This window comes from Aequoribacter sp., assembly GCF_965659035.1.
In the GTDB taxonomy this organism is placed as follows: domain Bacteria; phylum Pseudomonadota; class Gammaproteobacteria; order Pseudomonadales; family Halieaceae; genus Aequoribacter.
Window position 1 is genome coordinate 1 of sequence record NZ_CBFHWH010000141.1, and the last position, 2,645, is coordinate 2,645.

The window sequence follows — 2,645 nt, forward strand, 5'->3', positions numbered from 1 at the left end:
CCCCGCAGATTTAGGCAATTTAGCCGTGAATGCAGGCACAAGCGATAGCGCAACAAAGGACGAGATGATGACGGCAGCGGCTAATACACCGCCGAATTCACGAAACAATCGCCCAGCAGTTGAGGGTAAGAAGGCAATGGGCACAAACACGGCGACCAGCACCGCTGTCGTTGCGACGACGGCGAAGAATACTTCGCGTGTGCCCAGCACAGCCGCCGCTCGGGGGCCTAAGCCCATACTCCGTCGCCGCTGGATGTTTTCTGTTACTACGATGGCGTCGTCTACGATCAGCCCGGTCGCAAGTACGAGAGCCAGCAGTGTCAGAATATTAATCGAGAAGTCCATTAGCCATAGCGCGGCGATGGCACCAAACAGCGCTATAGGTATGGAAAACGCGGGAACGATGGTGGCCCTAAAAGACCCAATAAATACCCACAAGGTTGCAACAACGAGTACGACGGTGATCGCAAGTGTCGTAATGACCTCGCTCACAGATTTTCTAATGAACAGGGCGTCGTCATTGGTTACTGTCATCTCTAAGTCGGGGAAGCGATCACGCAGTTGATCGAGCATTGTCAACGCTTGATCGGATATCTCGATCGTGTTCGATCCCGCTTGACGTATGACGCCCAAGCCCACGACGGGCTTGCCGTTCAGTCGCACAAAGCTCCCTGCGTCTGCGGGGCCAAAATAAGCCTGAGCAAGATCGCCAATTCTGGTGTTGCCCGACACGATAATATTCTCGACTTGCTCCGCAGTGACTGAGGTTGCATCCGCACGCACGATCAATCGTTGATCGGTAGATATCAAACTACCAGCGGGCACATCGAAAGGGGCCTGGCGCAAAACATTCGCGACTTGAGAGATGGAAAGACCAAAGCTCGATAGTTTGAGCGGGTCAATGGCAACGCGCAAAACGCGCTCGCGCGCACCGTTCAGGCGAACATCGGCGACCCCATCGATGGATAAAAACTCAGGCGCAATATCCGTTTCTAAGCGTCGCGATAACTCCTCTAGGCTCAGCGTATCGCTGCTTATGGCTATATCCAAAACGGCTCTGGCATCATCATCGGCTTTAACCACATTGACCTGCTCTACATCATTGGGCAAGCGACGACGGATTTGATTGACCGATTCCCGTACCTCGCTCGCGGCAACGTCAAGGTCGACTCCTGGGCGAAATTCCACAACGGTTCGCGCTGAATTTTCTTCCGATTGTGATCGAAGCGATTTCACGCCCGAGACTCGTGCTGCGGCCCCTTCTAATACGCTGGTGACTTCCGCATCGACCGTCTCAGGTGCACCTCCGGGTAGATTCGCCCGCACGGTGACGACGGGGCGGTCGACATCCGGGAGCTCTCGTACCTCTACCCCATTGAGGGCGGCAATACCGGCCAGAGCCACCAGTATATTCAAAACGACAATCAGAATTGGCCGCCGGATAGATACCGAGGGTAAATCGTTGGCCGAAAGGGCCTCTGTGCGTGATTGATCGGTCATTATTCTGCCGCCTCCATTCCCGGGGGAGGAAGGTCTTTAAATTTGAGTGCTTGTCCTTCACGGATATTTTGAATGCCTTCGGTGATCAACAAGTCATTGAATAGGATATCCCCCGAGACTAATACCCGCCCGCGCTGGCGTTGCTCGATCTGAACTGGAACACGTCGAGCGATGCGGTCGCGTGCTACCCAAATATAGGGTGCGTTGGGTCCCCATGACAGAGCTGCCTCGGGGATTGCGATAAACTCCTCACCAACGCTTTGGATGATTGTTCTAAAGCTTGTTCCTGGCAGGAAATCATCTTGTCGGTTGTCTAATTCCGCCCGAACTCGGAATAATCGCGTTTGCGGATCGATTCGTGAGTCTTTTTCTACGACGGTGGCGGCCACAGGATCACCACTGTAGCGCCAAGGCTGCACGGTAAGCGTGGCGCCCGTTGCCAGTAAACTGACCGCTGCCTCGGGGACTTTAAGGTCGATGATCAGGGTTTCGCGATCGTCTAGCGTGGCGATTACCGTTTGGCTACTGATTCTGTCTCCTGGCTCTATGTCAGAGAGACCTACAAAGCCGCTGAACGGTGCAATAATTTGACGGTCCTCAACCTCGATTTGGGCTTGGTTCAAATCTACGAGCGCGAGGTCTCGCGCAAGTTTGGCTCGATCGAGGTCTGATTGAGGCACGGCTCCTTGCTCAAAATTTTTGCGTACGCGCTCGAGAGTGCGTTCGGCATCCTGCAGATTTAGTTGAGCTTGTTTCAGCGCCACTTGTTGCCGGCGGTCATCCAGTTGAACCAGTATGGCGCCTTGCGTAACGTAGTCGCCTGCTTTGAAATTTACTGCTGCGACTCGCTCAGCGACGGCGGCGTAGAGTGTCACGGAGCGCCTCGCTTCTGCGGTGCCAACCGCTTCGAGACGAGTTTCTTCGTTCGCATAAATAATGGGCTCTACTAAAACGAGCGCTTCTCGGCTCCCGTAAGGTTGTCCAGTGGCATGAATACTCAGCAGCAAACACCAAAGCGCGAGGTGAGTGGTTAAAAATTTCTGGCGCGACCGATTCTTCATTGTGGTGTAACCCTTCGATAGAGCAATCGTGTATTTTGAAACACGCAACGTTATAGGATATCGCGGCGTGTGTGTGTTCAAGTC

The 2,645-nt window shown here is 53.9% G+C and carries 2 protein-coding genes; both read right to left on the reverse strand.

Going from position 1 to position 2,645, the window contains the following annotated elements:
- On the reverse strand, window positions 1-1,500 hold a 1,500-nt coding region (locus tag ACTF5Z_RS11770; RefSeq protein WP_438985804.1), incomplete at its 3' end, for an efflux RND transporter permease subunit.
- On the reverse strand, window positions 1,500-2,645 hold a 1,146-nt coding region (locus ACTF5Z_RS11775; protein WP_438985805.1), incomplete at its 5' end, for an efflux RND transporter periplasmic adaptor subunit. The genes ACTF5Z_RS11770 and ACTF5Z_RS11775, both read right to left, overlap by 1 nt.